This window comes from Paraflavitalea soli (assembly GCF_003555545.1).
GTDB lineage: Bacteria > Bacteroidota > Bacteroidia > Chitinophagales > Chitinophagaceae > Paraflavitalea > Paraflavitalea soli.
Window position 1 is genome coordinate 214,911 of sequence record NZ_CP032157.1, and the last position, 18,374, is coordinate 233,284.

General features: G+C 49.5%; 18 protein-coding genes and 1 tRNA gene. 7 read left to right on the forward strand and 12 right to left on the reverse strand.

The genetic code is table 11. The features are described 5' to 3' along the window. The first annotated feature begins 8 nt into the window (after window positions 1–8). The 4 genes from D3H65_RS00820 to D3H65_RS00835 all read left to right on the forward strand — a co-directional run bounded on the left by D3H65_RS00820 (window position 9) and on the right by D3H65_RS00835 (window position 4,170). Window positions 9–1,325, forward strand: coding sequence for a gluconate:H+ symporter (locus tag D3H65_RS00820; RefSeq protein ID WP_119048441.1), 1,317 nt, complete (start codon window positions 9–11; stop codon window positions 1,323–1,325). A gap of 20 nt (window positions 1,326–1,345) precedes the next feature. After that, entirely contained in the window at window positions 1,346–1,816 is a 471-nt protein-coding gene (locus D3H65_RS00825; RefSeq protein WP_119054338.1) for a RidA family protein, read from the forward strand. A gap of 168 nt (window positions 1,817–1,984) precedes the next feature. Then, window positions 1,985–3,097 (forward strand): D-TA family PLP-dependent enzyme, encoded by a 1,113-nt coding sequence (locus tag D3H65_RS00830; RefSeq protein ID WP_119048442.1) that lies wholly within the window; start codon window positions 1,985–1,987, stop codon window positions 3,095–3,097. A gap of 2 nt (window positions 3,098–3,099) precedes the next feature. Then, window positions 3,100–4,170: a dipeptidase gene (locus D3H65_RS00835; protein WP_119048443.1), complete on the forward strand. Its 1,071-nt coding sequence runs from the start codon at window positions 3,100–3,102 to the stop codon at window positions 4,168–4,170. Window positions 4,171–4,247: 77 nt separating this feature from the next. Here the strand turns inward: D3H65_RS00835 and D3H65_RS00840 are convergent, their stop codons facing one another. The 7 genes from D3H65_RS00840 to D3H65_RS32730 all read right to left on the reverse strand — a co-directional run bounded on the left by D3H65_RS00840 (window position 4,248) and on the right by D3H65_RS32730 (window position 7,652). Continuing rightward, window positions 4,248–4,487, reverse strand: coding sequence for a DUF6515 family protein (locus D3H65_RS00840; RefSeq protein WP_211345593.1), 240 nt, complete (start codon window positions 4,485–4,487; stop codon window positions 4,248–4,250). Between the two features lie 65 nt (window positions 4,488–4,552). Continuing rightward, window positions 4,553–4,993 (reverse strand): PepSY-like domain-containing protein, encoded by a 441-nt coding sequence (locus tag D3H65_RS00845; RefSeq protein ID WP_119048444.1) that lies wholly within the window; start codon window positions 4,991–4,993, stop codon window positions 4,553–4,555. 92 nt (window positions 4,994–5,085) lie between these two features. Continuing rightward, window positions 5,086–6,186, reverse strand: coding sequence for a slipin family protein (locus D3H65_RS00850; RefSeq protein WP_119048445.1), 1,101 nt, complete (start codon window positions 6,184–6,186; stop codon window positions 5,086–5,088). A 55-nt stretch (window positions 6,187–6,241) separates the two neighbouring features. Continuing rightward, window positions 6,242–6,487, reverse strand: a complete 246-nt coding sequence (locus tag D3H65_RS00855) for a hypothetical protein (RefSeq protein ID WP_119048446.1) — start codon at window positions 6,485–6,487, stop codon at window positions 6,242–6,244. A 315-nt stretch (window positions 6,488–6,802) separates the two neighbouring features. Further along, the gene (locus D3H65_RS00860; protein ID WP_119048447.1) at window positions 6,803–7,279 is read right to left on the reverse strand and encodes a ribonuclease H-like YkuK family protein; all 477 of its coding nucleotides are present in this window, start codon (window positions 7,277–7,279) and stop codon (window positions 6,803–6,805) included. A 60-nt stretch (window positions 7,280–7,339) separates the two neighbouring features. Next, a tRNA-Lys gene (locus tag D3H65_RS00865) sits at window positions 7,340–7,411 on the reverse strand. A gap of 76 nt (window positions 7,412–7,487) precedes the next feature. Continuing rightward, window positions 7,488–7,652, reverse strand: coding sequence for a hypothetical protein (locus D3H65_RS32730; protein WP_162915322.1), 165 nt, complete (start codon window positions 7,650–7,652; stop codon window positions 7,488–7,490). 570 nt (window positions 7,653–8,222) lie between these two features. Between D3H65_RS32730 and D3H65_RS00870 the strand changes: the two genes are divergently transcribed. Together D3H65_RS00870 and D3H65_RS00875 are read left to right on the forward strand one after the other, a co-directional pair. Beyond that, a complete protein-coding gene (locus D3H65_RS00870; protein WP_119048448.1) occupies window positions 8,223–8,444 on the forward strand; it encodes a hypothetical protein in 222 nt (73 codons plus the stop codon). A 133-nt stretch (window positions 8,445–8,577) separates the two neighbouring features. Then, a complete protein-coding gene (locus D3H65_RS00875) occupies window positions 8,578–9,291 on the forward strand; it encodes a type 1 glutamine amidotransferase domain-containing protein (RefSeq protein ID WP_119048449.1) in 714 nt (237 codons plus the stop codon). A gap of 11 nt (window positions 9,292–9,302) precedes the next feature. Here D3H65_RS00875 and D3H65_RS00880 read toward each other — a convergent pair whose 3' ends face one another. The 5 genes from D3H65_RS00880 to D3H65_RS00900 form a co-directional block, all read right to left on the reverse strand. After that, entirely contained in the window at window positions 9,303–10,313 is a 1,011-nt protein-coding gene (locus D3H65_RS00880; RefSeq protein ID WP_119048450.1) for a GntR family transcriptional regulator, read from the reverse strand. Between the two features lie 166 nt (window positions 10,314–10,479). Then, on the reverse strand, window positions 10,480–11,412 hold the full coding sequence (locus D3H65_RS00885; protein WP_162915323.1) for a hypothetical protein: 933 nt from the start codon (window positions 11,410–11,412) through the stop codon (window positions 10,480–10,482). A 170-nt stretch (window positions 11,413–11,582) separates the two neighbouring features. Beyond that, window positions 11,583–12,212 carry a type 2 periplasmic-binding domain-containing protein gene (locus D3H65_RS00890; protein ID WP_119048452.1) on the reverse strand — a complete coding sequence of 210 codons (630 nt, stop codon included), beginning with the start codon at window positions 12,210–12,212 and terminating at the stop codon, window positions 11,583–11,585. Between the two features lie 217 nt (window positions 12,213–12,429). Further along, window positions 12,430–13,683 carry a sialidase family protein gene (locus tag D3H65_RS00895; protein ID WP_119048453.1) on the reverse strand — a complete coding sequence of 418 codons (1,254 nt, stop codon included), beginning with the start codon at window positions 13,681–13,683 and terminating at the stop codon, window positions 12,430–12,432. Between the two features lie 338 nt (window positions 13,684–14,021). Further along, on the reverse strand, window positions 14,022–14,717 hold the full coding sequence (locus D3H65_RS00900; RefSeq protein ID WP_119048454.1) for a FadR/GntR family transcriptional regulator: 696 nt from the start codon (window positions 14,715–14,717) through the stop codon (window positions 14,022–14,024). Window positions 14,718–14,963: 246 nt separating this feature from the next. Between D3H65_RS00900 and D3H65_RS00905 the strand changes: the two genes are divergently transcribed. Beyond that, window positions 14,964–18,314 (forward strand): SusC/RagA family TonB-linked outer membrane protein, encoded by a 3,351-nt coding sequence (locus tag D3H65_RS00905; RefSeq protein ID WP_119048455.1) that lies wholly within the window; start codon window positions 14,964–14,966, stop codon window positions 18,312–18,314. Window positions 18,315–18,374: the final 60 nt, after the last annotated feature.

The window sequence follows — 18,374 nt, forward strand, 5'->3', positions numbered from 1 at the left end:
AGCTTCGCATGTCTTTTATCATTGTAATGGGATGCATTGCTTTGCTGATCCTGCTCACCACCTGGGGAAAGTTCAATACTTTCCTGGCCTTCCTGCTGGTGTCCATCCTGGCAGGCATCCTCTTGCAATTGCCTCCCGATAAAGTGATCGCTTCCGTACAAAAAGGCATGGGCGATACACTGGGGTCGCTGGTGATCATCATTATGCTGGGCGCCATGCTCGGTAAGGTGGTGGCTGAAAGCGGTGCTGCCCAAAAGATAGCGGGTGTGCTCATGAACGCCTTTGGTCCGCGCAATGTACAATGGGCCCTCATGCTCACCGGCTTTATCATTGGTATTCCCCTGTATTATGGAGTTGGTTTTGTACTCATGGTGCCTATTATTTTCTCGGTGGTCTATCAATATAAATTGCCGGCCATCTACGTGGGACTGCCCATGCTGGCCGCCTTATCTGTTACCCATGGTTTCCTGCCGCCACATCCTTCACCGGTAGCCCTGGTGGGACAATTGCATGCCAATATGGGCCTTACTTTATTGTATGGCATCCTGGTGGCCATTCCTGCTATCATTGTTGCCGGACCCGTGTTTGCACGATTCCTGAAGCAGGTGCCATCACAACCTTTACAAACTTTTCGACCTTCCACTATAGAAGCGAATAAATTACCTGGCACTGCCATCAGTTTTATTACTGCGCTGTTGCCGGTATTCTTATTGATGCTGACCACCGCCTTGCCTTATATATTCAGCAACAGCACACCTGCCGTGAAAGCTGCCCTGGCATTTGTGGGGGAACCGGCCGTGGTGATGCTCATAGCGGTATTGGTAGCTACCTTTACGTTGGGAACAGGGATGGGCAAGCCCGTAAAAGTAGTGATGGACAGTTATGCCGATGCGGTGAAAGATATTGCCATGATCCTGCTCATCATAGCAGGAGCCGGTGCACTCAAGCAGGTATTGTCCGACAGTGGTGTAAGCAATGAGATAGCAGCAGCGCTGCGCACCTGGCCACTGCATCCCCTGGTACTGGGATGGCTGATGGCCGCCATCATTCGCGTATGTGTGGGATCGGCTACGGTAGCAGGGTTGACAACGGCCGGCATCATTGCTCCGTTGGTAGTGCAGACAAATGTCAACCCCAACCTCATGGTATTGTCCGTGGGAGCAGGCAGCCTGATGTTCTCCCATGTGAATGATGCAGGATTCTGGATGTTCAAAGAGTATTTCAACCTGAGTATAAAAAATACACTTAAAACCTGGTCGGTGATGGAGACCATCGTTTCCATTGCCGGACTGATCGGTGTAATGATATTAAGTTTATGGATATAAAAAACCTTACAATGGAGCACATGACAATTAAAAGCGCAGAAGAACAGTTTGTAAAGTTAGGGTTAAGCTTACCTCCGGCCCCTACACCCCTGGGTGTGTACAAACCTTTCTTAATTGACGGCAAGTACCTGTACGTTTCAGGTCATGGTCCGGTACTCAACAACCGGACATTGATCACCGGACGTATCGGGAAAGACATGGACATAGAGCAGGGGAAACAGGCGGCGCAGCAGGTAGGGCTCACCATTCTCTCCACTATCCGCACGCATGTGGGTGACCTGGATAGGGTGAAGCGCGTGATCAAAATATTGGGTATGGTCAATTGTACCCCCGATTTTGAGCGGCATCCTTATGTGATCAATGGATGCAGTGAGTTGTTTGCCGCCATCTGGGGCGAAGAGCATGGCATCGGCGTACGCAGCGCTGTAGGCTTTGGCTCCCTGCCCGATAACATTCCCGTGGAAATAGAAGCTGTGTTTGAATTGCATTGAGGACGGCAGTCGGCAATCGGCAATCGGCAATCGGCAATCGACAATCGGCAATCGACAGTCGGCAATCGGCAGTTGTGAATCGTTTGCTGCATTGCCTTTCGCTCGGAGCTCGTAGCTCACAGCTCGCAGCTGTAAGCGGGTCATAATGATTAAACGGAATAAGAAAGAATGAAAGACACCCAATGGTACTCCATCAGCAACATCGCGGAGATCGATTCTCCGGCGCTGGTATTGTATGAAGAAAGGATAAAAGAAAATATACGCCTGGCAGTAGAGCTATCGGGCAATGTATCCCTGTTGCGCCCGCATGTGAAAACAAACAAGATCGCGGAAGTGTGCCGGCTGATGCTGGAAGCGGGGATCACCAAATTCAAATGCGCTACCATTGCGGAAGCAGAAATGCTGGCCCAGGTGCAGGCGCCCGATGTAATGCTGGCTTATCAGCCCATTGGTCCCAAGGCCCAGCGGTTGATCGCATTGATCAATACTTATCCGGCTACCCATTTCTCCTGTCTCATTGATAACCGCGAGGTGGCTATTGATCTGTCGGCATTGGCGGCAGCCAATCAATTGACCATTGATGTGTATATTGATCTTAATGTAGGCATGAACCGTACGGGAATAGTGCCAGGGGATGAAGCATTTGCTTTGTACCAGCAGGCCCTGGTCTTACGGGCCATCAACCCGCTTGGTTTACATGCTTACGACGGACAGATCAAAGAAGTGAATCCTGTACTGCGGCAGCAGCAAAGTGATGAGGCATTTGCGAAGGTGCAGGCCCTGGCAGGAAAGATCCGGTTGCGCCTGGGCATTACGCCCATCATCGTAGCGGGTGGATCACCCACTTTCCCTACCCATGTACACCGGGCAGGTGTGGAATGCAGTCCGGGTACCTTTGTATTCTGGGACAGGAGTTATGTGCTGCAAATGCCCGAGCTTCCTTTTGAGTATGCGGCGCTGGTGGTTACCCGGGTGATCTCCATTATTGATCAACAGACCATCTGTACTGACCTGGGCCATAAGTCCGTGGCGGCGGAGAGTCCATTTCCCCGTGTATATTTTCTCAATGCACCCGAAGCCACTCCTGTAGGACAAAGCGAAGAGCATATGGTATTAAAAGTGCCCGACGCTGCCCGCTTTAAAATAGGAGATGTGTTGTATGGAGCACCCATTCATATTTGCCCGACCGTGGCATTGTATGAAAGGGCACTTATTATTAAAGATCACCAGCGCGTGGACGAATGGAAAGTAGTGGCCCGCGACAGAAAAATAACGATATAATTATGTTCACCATCGACGCTCACTTAGACCTCAGCATGAATGCCATGGAATGGAACCGCGATCTGCGGCAGCCTGTCATGGATATTCGTAAGCGGGAAGAAGGATGGACGGATAAACCCGATAGGGCCAAAGGGACCGTCGCCTTGCCCGAACTACGCAAAGGAAAAATAGGACTGGTAGTAGCTACCCAGATTGCCCGTTATGTGGCGCCTGGCAATAACCTGCCGGGCTGGTATTCTCCCGAGCAGGCATGGGCGCAAACACAGGGCCAACTGGCCTGGTACAAAGCCATGGAAGCAGCCGGTGAAATGGTAATGATCAAAGATGCGCAGGCACTGGAACAGCACCTGGCTTTGTGGATGAATGGAGCGCCAGACGATACAAAGCCCGTGGGTTATATCCTCAGCCTGGAAGGCGCCGATTCGATGGTCACTACCGACTACCTCGAAACGGCCTGGCAGTATGGATTACGTGCCATAGGACCTGCCCACTATGGTCCTGGCCGGTATGCCAATGGTACCGATGCTACCGGTGGTTTACATGCCATGGGTAAAGCTTTACTGAAAGAAATGGACCGCCTGGGTATGGTACTCGATGCTACCCACCTCTGTGATGATGCTTTCTGGGATGCGATGGATATATTCAACGGACCTGTATGGGCCAGTCACAATAATTGTCGGGCCCTCGTTGATCACAACCGCCAGTTCAGCGACGACATGATCAAAACATTGATCGGCAGGGGAGCGGTGATTGGTGGGGCATTGGATGCCTGGATGATGGTACCCAATTGGGTGCGGCAACAGTCAACGCCGGAAAGCATGCACTGCAATCTCGAAAAGCTGATCGATCATATGGACCATATCTGCCAGCTGGCCGGCAATACCCTGCATATAGGCATTGGTACCGACCTCGATGGCGCTTTTGGTAAAGAGCAATGCCCTTATGACCTCGAAACCATTGCCGATCTGCAAAAGCTGCCGCAGCTATTTGCTAAGCGTGGTTATTCGGCCGGCGATATTGAAAATATTATGCACGGAAATTGGTTAAGGTTCTTACGTAAGGCGTGGTCTTAAAAACAAAAGCGAGCAACTACGCCTGGTTCATTAGTAAACAAAAAGCCCGGTTGCTGCAATGGCAGCCCGGGCTTACTTTATTTAGTGCCTTCTTCGACCTGCGATACCTCGTATTTATTCTTGCCGTCTACCTGTACAGGCTGGTAATAAGTTTCACCCACTTTCACATAGGTTTGATCGCCGATCTTCACTTCTTCACCTCCTGCGGGCAGGTTGTCTACTACCGCTCCGGCCGGAGGCGCCACTGCCTTGTACCCGCTGCCTGATTTTTCATAATATGCCCCGCCATAATAATAGCTGGTCACATTCTTTAGCATAAGAAAAGGGCCTTGCAAGTTGCAGGCCCTTTTCTTATCTCCAGATTCGGGGAGAATTAACTATGTTATTGATCCACTTTATCGCTGATCACCGTTCCGTCGGCACTCAGGTGTACTTTCTTTTCATCCTTATCCTTCTTAAGTTCTACCTTATAGTACAACTTGCTGCCTTCTTCTACCTTTTCAGGATCTTTTATCTTATAGCCGGCATATTTGGCAGCGATTGTTTTTTGTACGGGCGCCGGTAATTCCGTATGCTTGATATCCGTTTCGTGCTTGAGTACTTTCCCCGCAGCATCTATCTTAGCCTTGTGGTTGATCTTATTGATCTCAAATTTTACTTCATAGTGGTCTTTCTTTTTCTTCCACCTGGCATCCGTGGTATTTTTGAATTGCTGCTGGAAGCCGGTTACTACAGCAGCAGGCACCTGGGCTTGCGGAATATCCTGGGCATTGGTGGTCAATGTTGCTATACTTAACCCTACTACAAAAAGCACTTGTTTCATGATGGTATGTTTTTAATGGTAGCGTAAAGATAATCCCAAAATATAAGATGTAGGGAATGCAATTCGGGGAACGTCCCCCGAATTGCATTCCTTTACTGCTTCGGCACAAATATCTGTTTCAGCTGCTCTGCCAGCAGGCCGTTTCCACCCACGCTGATATTGCTGATCTTCTCGGCGATCTTTTCCACATATTCCATTTCCTTCAGTTTCCACAACATCGCATTGTCTTCCATCAGTTTGGCAGTATTCAGCAGGCTACGGGTGCTGGCGGTCTCTTCCCGGCGCATGATGGTATTGGCCTGCGCCTTCTTTTCCGCGATCAATACCTGGTTCATGATCTCTTTCACATCACCCGGCAATATGATATCACGGATACCAAAGCTGGTTACCTCAATACCCAGGGCCTCTGCCTGCCCGGCTACTGCCTGCAGTATGAAAGCACCTGCACCGTCTTTCTTTTCCAGCAACTCATCAAAGTTTAACGAAGCGACGTATTCACGCAATGCCAGTTGCAATACGATATACAATTGCATATCGTATTCCCTGTTTTGCAGGAACGCCTTTTCAATATCAGCTACCCGGTACTGCGCCCAGGCATTGATACGCAAAGCCGCTTTATCCCTGCTGAGGATCTCCTGTCCGTTGATCTCCAGTTTTTGCTGGCGAATATCTGCCTTACTCACATGGATAGGGATGCTGTTCTTGTACCAGAAATACACACCGCCCGACAACACTTTCACAAAGCGGCCATCTATATACAAAGCCGCCTGCTCGTAGTTGTCTACGCTAAAGCTCCGCACATAAGGCGCTAACAGCTTGTGCTGTAAAGTGGTACGGTCGATAGCCTCGGTGATCTCCACTTTACTGGTATCCAGCCTTACAAAGTCGTGGGTCACCACACTTTTCCAGAAGGTAAAGCGGCCGGTAGTCAATACCTCTTTCAGCAAACCGTTCTCATAATGCAATACGATCTCACTGTCTTTTACTTCCACTACCTGCAGAGCTTCTGCGAGGGCCGCATCCTGCAGCAGGATATTCAATTCCACCGGTGCTTCAAAGGGTTTGGTGATGTCATAAATGTTCACCGCTTTATTGTCCCAGAACCAATAGTTCCCTTCTTTGATCATTCGTTGGTAGGCCCCACGCTTAAATACCAGGCCTACCTGCCAGGTATTTATTCTTACTTGTTTCATGTTGGTTGTTTTATTACTTTTTTAAATAAAACCAGTCTTATTTACCATCCCGTAATCACGGGGGAAACAGGGCTTCCTGTTTAAAGAGATCAGTTTGCACCCAATAGATGATGTTGCCACCACCGGAACCGAGCAAAGTGATGCCTGCCACAGGCGCGGATTGTTGCCCGCTGGTGTTTACCGGATTGCTGCTGCCACCCTGCCGGGCCAACCCCTTAAAGGAAAAGGCGTAAGCAGGGATCATCCCTGCATGGATGGGAAGACAGCCGGCAAATAATCCTGGCTTTATAAGGATCACCATTTGAGAAGCGGTGTACTTCGTGCTGCTACATTAGAGATGTAGTGTTCTACCATTGAACTATCCCGTTATGAGTGGGAGTGGGATTCGAACCCACGTGATGCTGCTGCTCTTCCGTTGAGCTACCGGACCTATTTCCGGAGGGGAGTCGAACCCCTGACCCGCAGGTTATGGAGGGCATTACACCGTGAGGCAACAGCATACAGAGCGTTACTACGTCTGTACTGTACTGCTTCTTTGAAACAGCCACCCGGTTTGCATCTCAACAGGTCAATACCCTTCTTGCCGTTAAGCAAGCTCTTAAAACACGCTTGCGTGTTATACTACTTTATCTGCACAGCAGGAACTCGCAAAAGCATAAGGCTTGGCCCGGAAGGCAAACCCCATTCCCATAATGTAGCCCATCGCATCTTTCAAAGCGTGGTTACTTTTAAAGTTGGGATTGGTGTTGATGTCGGCATGCACTTCCATATCTATGCTGTAGTTGGTAAACAGGCCGCACAACTGGTAGGCTACTTCTATACTTTTGCCTACCTCGGTCAACATCCGTTCTTTCACACTCATCGGTTGTTGTGAGGAGTCGCTCAGTACATACATAAATCCCCCTTTACCTTTTCGTAAGAATACGATCACCGTGGCAAATGCAGTGGTGCCTGCTCTTACCTGGCTATCCGTACCGATACATACCTTCAGTTGATGTCCGTGGGCTGTTTCCCTTGCCAATACCGATCTTACTTCTTCTTCGATCGGGCGGCGGATGGCAGTACCATCCAGCCGCTGCCATTGTTGTTCCATTGTGTTTGTGTTTTTTATGTTTCTGTAATCATATCCTTGATCTGATGATATTTTTTATAGTTGGTCCGGTGCGATTCGAACGCACAACCCGCCGGTTAAAAGCCGGCTACTCTGCCGTTAAGCTACGGACCAATGTTAGTGATGACTGACGGGCAAAAAAAAGCCCGGTCGTTGGTATCGACCGGGCTGTAGTGCTGTACAACTGCTCTTACACAGCGTACTCCTGTTTACAACACGGTCGAATGGCTATACTCTCCCTGTTCATGATGAGCCACATACCCTTCCGGATACACGCACAGGTAGAACTGCCGGGGAAATACGCATCTTTCCGCAGCATGGTCAACATGGCATGGCCTGATAGTAATTGCTTCATCTGTAAATTTTTGTGACAAAAAAGCCCCGCAATCTCTTGCGGGGCCCGTGTTATCGTGAATTCGTTGTTTCAACTTATTCCGCAGTATAACCCGCCCCGCATCCGGTATTTTCGCCTTTGCGGCTGGATCCGTTTGCTGTTTCAATATGTAATTGCAGGCTTGTCATCTGTTGTTTTAAATTTGTTTTGCGTTGCAAAGATGAAAATAATTTTTCGTTGTTTCCAAATTTGAGCAATCTTTTTTATACTTTTTTAAACTGGTCATAAGCTCAGGTGCTCTGAAACCCTTGCCAGGACTGTATTTTCGGGCCATTGAAATTGGCTGGTATAATGTAAAATTAATATACGCGCCATTGCGGTAAAATAAGACTACCTTTAACGAAACTGTTGCCCCCAAACACCTGTTAGGTTGCAGGATCGTTTTAAATAGGGCAGTAGTGACATTGGGTATCCTTACGTTACACCATGCTCGTAAAAGTAGCAACTGTACAGCCATAACTGTTCGCATCAGCATGTCCCCTTGTCTATTACGCTTCGGCTAATTATATCAAACTAAATAAAACAAAAAAAATGAGAAGTGCAGGAAGGCCGCCGGTATCACCGGTCCAATTGAAGAATGGATTTTACATTGAAGTGTGTGACAAAGGAACAAAGAAAGGAATGAAGATCTGGAACGCTACGGAAAAGGCCATGCAGGATGCTGCACGTCTCTATGAAGGATATAAGACCGTCCTGATCCTCGGTGAATACAAGGAAGGCAGCTTCGCCAAAGAAACCGGTTCACGCAGGTAGCATAGCATTGCCGGTATTGAACACCTAACTACCGCTATCCCCTTTTGCCCGCCGTGTAAACGGGAAATATTTTTATTTACAGATAGCAGGAGCGAATGTTTGCAGCCGATGCTTGACAAAACATTCTTTATACATGACTAAGCCAATCAAAGTTCTATTTGTAACCACCTCGCATGATACAGTAGGTGCTACCACCGAAAAAACAGGCTTGTGGCTCGATGAACTGGCTACCCCTTATTTTATTTTTAAAGATGCTGGTTCCTATATTTCCATTGCTTCACCCAGGGGTGGGGCGGTACCGGTCGACCCCAAAAGCGAGTCGGTCATGAGTGTAACCCGCAGTTCAAAACGCTTCAGGAATGATACCGAAGCCATGAACCATTTATCACGCTCTATGCTCCTCCTGGATGTAAAAGAGGAAAATTACGATCTGTTGTTCATCACAGGTGGCCACGGCGCTATGTGGGACCTTGCTGCCAATCCATTACTGAAACAATTGGTGGAACATTTCAACACAAAAAATAAACCTGTAGGGGCGGTATGTCATGGTGTGGTGGCCCTGTTAACGGTCACCGAAGGAAAAGATAATCTCTGGATAAAAGGTAAGGCCATTACCGGTTTCAGCAACAGGGAGGAAGAATCAGCAGGTATGACGCAGTTGTTGCCTTTTTTACTGGAAACAAAACTACAGTCCCTTGGGGCCACTTATACCAGCGGTACCGATCACACAAAACATGTGGTGTCTGCCGGCAATGTGATCACCGGCCAGAATCCTGCTTCCGCCGAAGAGGTAGCAAAAATGACACTCAACATGATCAGGCCCACGTATAATGTAGTCAGGAAATAAGGTAAGCCTGCTTATAATGATTTGCGTACGATCATCCGGAAGGGGTTCTTCACCTGCTTCACCTCTTTGTTGAGCAGCATCTGGGCAGCGGTGCTACCCATGCCCTCAAAATCGGTGGTGACCACCGTGATCTCCAGCAGCTCTTTAAGCACCGTCTCATTAAAGGAAATGATACCTACGTTCTTGCCGGTTTGAAGATCGGCTTCCTTTGATTTTTTGATCAGTTGTGCCAGGTCCGATTCGGCGGTAACGATGTAGACGGTGCCTGCCTGTGGCAATTCTTTATCGAGGCTGGAGATCACCGCAAAATCCTTTCCGTGCTGCTGGCAAAACTCATAACAGCCATCCACAATGTCGCGGGGGTGGTTGCTTTGCAGGGGAAACACGATGATGATGCGCTGGTATTTCTTCAGCAGCTTGACGGATGATTCCAGTACATCATGAATATCCTGTTTGAAATCCTGGTACACCGTCATATGGTGTTTGCCCAATTCCGGCACATATTTATCCATGATCATTAACTGCGAGGGGGGAATGGACTTTAATACTTTCAGGTAGCTCTTCTTACTCGTCTTGTGAAAGAAATGAGGCATGATCACATAGTAGTGGTACTTGCCCATATTGGCTTCCAGTATTTCTTCCAGCCGGCGTATATCATAATGATGCACCTGCAGGTCTACCACTGCTTTGTCCTGCAGGGTTTCAATAAAACTATAATAAATGATCTTCTTATAAGAGCTGAGCTTGTTGAAGATCAGTAGCACCTTCAGCTTTTTGTCCTTTCTGCCCACTACATAATAGCCTTTGGCTGCCACGGCATACACATAGCCTTCTTCGATCAGTTCACGGTAAGCTTTTTCTACCGTATCACGGCCGTAATGATAGGTCTTACTAAAGTCATTAATGCTCGGTAACTTACTATGGGGCTTCAGGCCGCCATTGTCGATGGCCATAGATACGGCATGAACGATCTGCTTGATCTTACTGGGTATATGATTGGCATTAATGCTGAAAGACTTCATGGGATTATTTTAATATGGATCCGGCATATCGTTTTGATAGGGCTGCAGGCAGCCTCCGGTACTATGACCGGAATCAGAAATAAATATAAATATCCTGGGAGAAAAAAATACAAAAAGCTTTCAGAAGCACGGAAAGCGATAAGATCAGGCTAACATAATTGATCATTTACCGCATTTTCTTCCATTGCCGGCGGATGAAGAACAAGGCCAGGAACCACGCAAAGAGCGTTGCGATCAGGTTGGTATAGTCTGGACTATGATTGATCGACATCATATCATTCAACTGGCTGTTGTAATATACCTGCAGGGGCGCGCCGGGCTTCAACACCCTATATTCTTCTTCTTCAATAGGGATCACCCTTTCCTGTTTACCATGCTGTACCGTGGCCTCATAGGTGTAGAACCAGTTGCTGCGCTTCGATGTGCTGCGACGGTACGTGCTCAATACCTGTACGGTTTCTTCACGCGCGCCCGCTTTCAGCTGGTTGTAATAGCGGTAGTATTGCCAGGTATTCCAGGTGAGGTAGGCAACGCCTGCCAGCAGGAGGGCCATAAAGACAAACCTTCCTGCTGTACGTGCGATCGTCCATCCGGTGAGGGTGGCCAGCAGGCCCGACAGCAGCAGCAGGAAGAGGGAGGTGAGGACAATACAGGCCAGCAGCCATTTCCGCCCGTCATTCCAGAAGCTGATGATGGAGAACTTTACCAGCCGCGACTGGTTGCTGTTGTTGCTGAAAGCATTGTAGGAGCGTGGCTGGCGGAAAACGTCTGTACCGGGATGATAAAACAAGGCTACCCGGTCGCCCGTAGTAAGCCAGCCGGTATCTTGTTTATACCGGAGGGTATACGGTTTATTGTTGTAGGTGAAACTGAGGTAGGCGATTTGGGCAAACTGGTCTTTCCAGGACCGGTATTCCCGGTTTACATCATCAGTACGTATGGTTACCAGCCGGCCTTCCTTACTGATCAGTTCGTATTGTTGCTGGTCGAGCCACTGTTCCCTGGCCAGCCAGGCCAGCAGGCCAATGATGACGGTTATCACCAGCATGACGATAAAACCTGCTACACTGCCCAACCGTTGTAGAAATGAGGGAACCATGTTGCGAAGATGCGGCTAATAGGGGTATGGTAGAATCACTCAAATGAGTAGAAAACAGCTTCGAGCTGCGAGCAGGAACAGCCAGCTACGAATAACCAACTACGAGTCGTAACGAACGAAGAACAGGTGTATTTAGCTCGAGGCTCGAAGCTCGTGGCTCGCAGCTTGTATTACTTCAATACATCAAAATCCACTACCCGGCGCAGGTATTTTTTGTCCTGGATGACCCAGGTATATTCATTGCCTTTATACGCCGTATTCAAGAGGTAGATATAATAAGAGCGTCCGTCATTGGAAATGAAAACGCCATTGCGGGTTTTGGAACTGCCGTCCTTGTCCTGGTAAAAAAAGCTGGGTTCATAGAGGTCAAAATAAGCGGAGGGGGGAATCACTACCGTATCCTTGCCCATCATGACCGTGATGGATTCGATGGTCACGCGGGGCATCTCTCCATAATTGCCATAGTAGGGCTTGCCATCCACTTTCACTACATGCTTTTCTTCCAGCATGATCTTGTGTTTGGACGGATCAAATATGCCGGTTTTGATCGTCACCTGTATCTGGTCGTTGGCCCAGGTCATATAATTACTTCCATACGATTTGACGGGTACTGATTTCAGGGGCAATTTGGTAATGCTTTCATCGATACCGGCCATGAGGAAAGAAGCCAGTTCGGCCCGGATATCCTTTTGCTGCATTTTTGAAAAGTTGTCCTTCTTGTTGCGGAAATCGCGGAACTCATCATCCTGTGCCAGGGCAAGGGTGCTGCAAAGGAGTAATATCGGCAGTATGATACGCATAGTCAGGAATTTGGATGAAACACGAATTTAATACGCGATCACCATACCAGCAAGATGCGTGTTATTGTGTGAAAGACAAGTTAAAGAATGTCGAATTTAGCATGTAGGATTTAGAATTGCTCCGCCACCTAAGCAATTTGCCAATCAGCAAGTGCATAATTAGCCAGCTCTTTAAGACAAAAGAATCCGAAATCCTACATGCTACATCCGGGATCGCTTACGGTTCCGTAGCTCCATTCAATATCCAGGGCAGGTTGAACTTGTGGAATTCAATAGAACGGTGGCTGGTGGCGTTGTTGCTCACATCTTCATTGATCTCGATCAGGGCACCTACGGCATAGTCAGCCGTTTTGGCCATGCTGGAATAGCCGCCTTTGCCCTGGTCGCAGGTTTCTTCATCCGTGAGCCAGTCGTGTGTTCTCCGGCTGATGGGCCAGGTAACTCCTTCATCATAGCTGACGCGGATGCGCATCTTGCACCTTCTTTCTGTGCTGGCCGGGTTGAGGAAGAAGATACGGCTGGGCTCGCCGGTGTACCGCAATACCGAGCCTTCGCATTTGGGATCCAGCAGTACATCGTGCGGGGCAAAAGCGCTGAAGCCATTTTCGATGCTGCCTTTGGATATCCAGCGTCTTTTGGCCGTTTCAAATTGTGCTGTGCCGGGCCGGTCATTGCGCATGAGCGTGCCATCCATCAACTCGATGATCGTAGGTTCGCCCGATCCGCTGGGCACCAGTTGGTAATGCCAGGTGGCGCCATGGTCATCACTGTAAATGTTTCTCCGGTTGGCGGGAATGATCAGGCGGCCAGCGTGGGCATTGCTGGTTTGCAGTCCTGCACCGGGGCCCATGGCATCCCAGGCAAAGCCGGGCGGCAGCAGGGAACTGGTCTTGTCGACCGGGGTAGCCCAGGTAACGCCATCGTCATCACTCCAGGAAACATACACTTTGCGTTCGCCCCAGGTGTCGATAGGGTCATAGCCGTCAGTGCCTCCCTGGTTGGTGGTGCCGGAGTTCCAGGACATCCACAGCCATATCCGCCCGGTGTTGCGGTCTACCACAGCTGTGGGGTTGCCCCAGGTACCGGGGCCTACGCCCACTACTTCCCCCAGGGCGCTCCAGGTGCTGCCATTGTTGGTCGAGCGCTTGAATACCAGGTTGATATTACCATAATCCTTGTTGTCGGCCATGCGGCCTTCGGCAAAAGCGATGAGCGTGCCGCTGTTGGCGCGCACGATGGATGGGATGCGATAGGAGTGATACCCTTCCGAGCCGCCATTAAACAGTACCATGGTGTTGTGATAAGGAGCGGCAGCTGCGGCGGCATTGGTGGCCAGTTCTTCATCAGCGGCGGCGGTGAGCGGTTCAGCAGGAACAGGGGTTACATGCCGGGTGCAGGAGCTGGCGAAAGCCAGGGCTACCAGTAACAGCGAGGCATAGCAGGGCCTCCATAAGAAAGGTTTCTTTTTCATAGACCAGTTCGTTTTAGTGATTATATGTTGTTATGTAATACATAATCAAATTAGGCAATCTGGCTGAAATGGCAAAAAGAAGTGGGGAAAAGTCCGGAAGTCCGGAAGTCCAGGGAAGACCGGAAAAAGCGGGGCGGAGGCTGTATTGCTTTCCGACTTACTGACTTTACCGACTTTCGGACTACAGGGAGTAAGACTGCCGGCACATAGCCCGGATACTTTCTCCGTATTGCCTACGCCCCTTAGTACACTGGCCCCTTTTCATTGAGCGGTCAGGCAATCCGGAGGCAATGCGTAGAACATGCGCAGGCAATGTGCAGGCCCTTGGGTAGTTGCCCCTACAGGTGCTCCAGGTGGGGCAGCAGGTGCTGGCGCATGGCATTAGGAAATTCTTCGGGTTTATTGCCGTGGAGGATCTTCACGAGGTCGGCATGGGTGACGGAGCCCACGGAAGTATGTTCCAGTTTGGATTCGTATTCGACCACGTATTCGAATACCGGCATCAGGATCGTCTGAAAACGCTTTAGCGTCTCATTCCCGGCCATTTCGTAGAGGGTGGAGTGGAAGTCCACCTCGCAGCGAACGCGCTCAATAGCGGTGCTCGCACGGCGCTCTCGTTCCACGATAGCGTCGAGCTGCTGCAGGTGTTCGGGGGTCTTGCGACGGAAGAGGAGGTCGCCCAGGCCTATTTCCAGCACGATGCGAAGTTCGAACAGCTCTTTGCGCACGTTCATATCCAGCATGTTAGGGTGCAATATGCGTTCCAGTCCCTTCATCACATCGGGCTGGGTGAGGATCATACCGCGCTTTTTCCTGGACTCGATCATGCCCAGCATACGCAGCCGGCTCAGGGCCTCCCGTACCACATTGCGGCTTACACCCAGCGCTTCGGCGATCTCCATTTCCTTGGGGATGGCATCGCCCGGCCGGATCGACCGCTTGATGATATAATCACGCAATTGGGTTTCCACCTGGTCGGCCATGGTGAGGGAGGCTATAGGCTTCAGTTTAAATAGTTCCTGATCCATCTTCATAAAAGCAAATGTAGTAAAGAGTGTTGATATGTAATACTTAATAGGCCGCTTTATTCACCTTCGCTATCGCCCTTGTCAACCTGCTATTTTTCTGGGTATTTCCCCATTTCTGCTGTAATCATCTATTTATCAAGTATATGACTTTACATTAAATTTCTGCCCAAAAAGTTGGCCGCATAGAGGAGTTCCCTATATTTGTGATATGTAGTACATAATAATCTACTAACAAGCTAACGCACGCCATTTATGAAAAAACTGATCTCCTGCCTCACACTGGGCTGCTGGTTAATGCTCTCTTTAGTGGCAACCGCCCAGGATACTGAACTGGTGGTGACGGGCACCGTTACCAGGGCTGGCTCTTCCGAAAAATTGTCCAACGTTACGGTCTCCCTTAAAGGTACATCCCGGGCTACAGCAACGGATGCCAACGGACAATATTCCTTAAAAGTAAATGATCCCAGGGGCATATTGGTATTTACCTATGTGGGCTTCGGGGAAAAAGAATCTTCCATCAATGGCCGCAGCCGCATCGATATGGTACTGGATGCTGCCAATACCACCCTTACGGATATCGTGGTAGTCGGATATGCACAGCAATCTAGGACCAAGATCACCGCCGCGGTATCGAAGCTCAATCCTGAAGAGTTGAAAAATACCTCCAACCCCAATCCCGTGCAGGCCATGCAGGGAAAGATCGCCGGGGTATCCATTCCAATAGGTACGGGGCAGCCGGGCGCCGGGGCTCCCAATATCATTATCCGTGGCGGCACCAAACTCAATGCCTATGGTTCGGGCCTGGGCAACGCAAATGGTAATCCATTGGGCGCTACTGATGGCACCAGTCCGCTGGTGATCATCGATGGGGTGTTCAGGTCATTGAATGATATCAACCCCGATAATATAGAGTCGCTGCAGGTGATGAAAGATGCGGCTTCTACGGCGCCTTATGGAGCGCAGGGCGCCAATGGTGTTATTGTGGTGAAAACAAAAGGCGGCAAGTTCAACAGCAAGATGGGCCTCACGATCAATCACCGTACCACCTGGGAAACACCCGCCCGTGATTATAAATACCTCAACGCCGATCAGTACCTGCCGCTGGCACGTACCACGGTGAAAAATACATTTGATGGGCTGGATAAGAACAACCTGCTCAACAATGGCGGCTTTTCTGCCGGCACCCGGGTGTACACGGCCAAAGGACAGTATGGTAATAGTATTAACCTTACAGCGCTCTATGATAATATAGTAGCTATCGAGGGACAAGCCTATGTTGACAACCTGCTGGCCCACGGTTATAAAACGATGGATGATCCTATTAATCCCGGTACCAAACTGCTCTATGCGGATAACCATTACCAGGATATGATCTGGGTAACGGGACTTACCAATAATACCAATGTGTCGATCGATGGGGGCAGTGAAAAAGCCAGCTACAATATGAGCGCCGGTTATACCAACCAGGAAGGCAGTTTTGTAGGCACCCGCTATAAGCGCTACGATGTACTGGGCAATTTCAGTTTCAAAGCAACGGAGAATTTCCGCATCGACGCCATGATCAATTACCAGAATGTGCTGCCCAACTTTGTAGATGCTTACCAGAATGAACTGGTGCGCGGCACACGCATCACACCGCTCATCCGTATCTATAAGGATGATGGCAATCCCACACCGGGCGAACTATACACCGTGCGCAACCGCTTCCATACGCTGAAGTATGATGATTTCCGGGTGAATACGGAGCGACTGATCAGCCGGGTGGCCGGTGACCTTACCATTATGAAGGGCCTGCACTGGAAACCTGCTTTCTCTTATGCGATCCAGGATTACCGGGAGTTGTTCATGCGCAAGGCTACACCTTCCAATGAAATACAACCTTCTACTCAACGGCAGAAGAACGAATACACGGATAATATGCGTGACCTGATGACGGATCAGATCCTGCAATATGATTTCAATGTGGGCGGTGATCACCAGTTCATGGTGCTGGGTGGTTTCAACTTCCGCAAGGTGACGAACAGTATTATCAGCATTGGTTCACAAAGAGCCAACAACGATTATATCTATACCATTGTAGAGCCGGCCACTACGGTGATCGGCGGTGTGGTAACTTCCAATGTTACCAATTTTGCCACCACGCTGAAAGAACAACGTTCAGTGAGCTTCTTTGGCCAGTTTGCTTATGATTACAACAATAAGTATTTGCTGGGTGGTTCACTGCGCTATGATGGTTTTTCCAACTTTGCACCGGGCAACCGGTATGCTACCTTCCCGTCCCTCTCGGCGGGTTGGAACATCCACAAAGAAAACTTCTGGAAGGTGAAACCGGTAAGCTCCCTGAAATTACGGGCCAGCTGGGGTACGAGTGGATTGAGCGGACTTGAGCTGGTTGATACCTATGGCGGTTATGGTGCTACGCAATATGCAGTAGGCTCCGGCGTGCTCCGTACCAACCTTTCCAATCCCAACCTGGTATGGGAAAGCACGGAAACCACGGACCTGGCGCTGGATGCGGGTTTCTTACAAGACCGGTTGACCTTCTCCATCGATTTTTATAATAAACTCACCAAAGACAGGCTGGCTTCCAAACCGCTGCCTTCCGAAGCGCCCTTCCCTTCCATTACCTACAACAATGGGGTATTGCAGAACAAAGGAGTAGAAATAGAACTGGGCGGTACAGTGATCCGCTCCCGGTCATTTACCTGGAGGGCCAATATCTCTTTTGCATACAACAAAACCCTTGTGAAGGAACTGCCTGGCAATGGCCGGGCCAAGAACCGCCAGGGTGGTGATGTAGTATATGATCCTGTTTCCAAACAAAACATAGAAGCCGGCGGCTTTGCTGAAGGGGAACGTCCTTATGGTCTGTGGGCTTACAAGGTACTTGGTGTATTTGCTACGGAAGCGGAAGCTGCTGCCTGGAATGCGACTACCAAAGATAACCTGGCCTCACCCTCTGGCATAGCTGTAAAGAAACATGCCGGTGATTTCAACTTTGCCGATATCAACGCTGATGGCGTCATTGATAGCAGGGACCAGGTATTTATGGGATACCGCACACCCGATAAGATAGGCGGTATGCAGAACACCTTTACCTATAAAGGTATTTCCCTGCGCATCGCTGTTGACTACGCCCTCGGTCACCTCATCAGCAATGGTGCGCTGGCACGCTCACTGGGTACAGGCCGGGCCTTCAACGAAGGAGCGCCTGCAGAAGCACTGGGCGGCGATATCTGGCAGAAGGAAGGCGATGCCGGTAAAAAATATGCGCGTTTCTCTTTTGCTGATTTTGATTTTGGCCAGCGCAATTATCTCCGTGGCGCTACGCTGGGTGTTAACCAGTCTTATTCTTCCGATGTATCGGTGATGATCGAGAAAGGTGATTTCCTGGCTTTCCGGGAGATAGCGCTTTCCTATGATGTGCCTAAAGCGATCCTGAAGAAAATACGCGCAACCAATTTGAATGTATTTGCCAGCGTGTTCAACCTCGGGTACATCACCAAATACAAAGGACTGAACCCGGAGAGCTATGCGGGCTTTGATCCCGGTGGGTATCCCAGACCGAGACAGTTTTCGCTGGGCGCGACGTTGAAATTTTAGGTGTTCGCTGTTAGGTATTAGCTGTTAGCAATACAGAATACAGAATACAGAATACAAAAA